The 757-nt window shown below is 50.6% G+C and carries 1 pseudogene; it reads left to right on the top strand.

What is annotated here, in order from left to right:
• A pseudogene (locus tag R7Q48_RS26880) lies at window positions 1-757 on the top strand (glutamate synthase large subunit); the annotation flags it as partial.

A 757-nucleotide genomic window follows, 5' to 3' on the forward strand; every position in this document is an offset into this window, starting at 1 on the left:
ACATCTGTAGCTTATCGACGCAAGTGCTGGTGTACAAAGGTTTGTGCATGCCTGCGGATTTGCCTCGCTTCTACCTTGATCTTGCTGATCTACGCATGGAATCCGCTATCTGTCTGTTCCACCAGCGTTTTTCAACCAACACTCAACCTCGCTGGCCACTGGCGCAGCCGTTCCGTTATCTTGCTCACAACGGTGAGATCAATACCATTGAAGGCAACCGCCAATGGGCCCGAGCGCGTGCTTATAAATTCTCTTCCCCATTGCTGCCCGATTTACAAACCGCAGCTCCGTTTGTAAATGAGACTGGTTCGGATTCTTCAAGTCTGGATAACATGTTGGATCTATTCTTGGCCGGCGGCATGGATATCTTCCGAGCCATGCGAATGCTTGTTCCACCAGCACGGCAAAATCACCCAGATATGGATCCCGATCTACGAGCCTTCTACGATTTCAACTCCAAACACATGGAGCCTTGGGATGGCCCAGCAGGGATCGTACTTTCCGATGGCCGCTACGCAGCATGTAACCTCGACCGAAACGGTCTGCGCCCAGCTCGCTACGTGATCACAAAAGACAAGTTGATCACGCTGGCTTCTGAAATCGGTATTTGGGATTACGCACCAGACGAAGTTGCGAAAAAAGGTCGTGTTGGCCCTGGTGAGTTGTTAGTTGTCGATACTCGTAAAGGTAAACTGTGGCAATCAAGCGAGATCGATAACGATCTCAAATCTCGTCACCCATACCGCGAATGGATGGA

The organism is Vibrio sp. 378 (genome assembly GCF_033339435.1).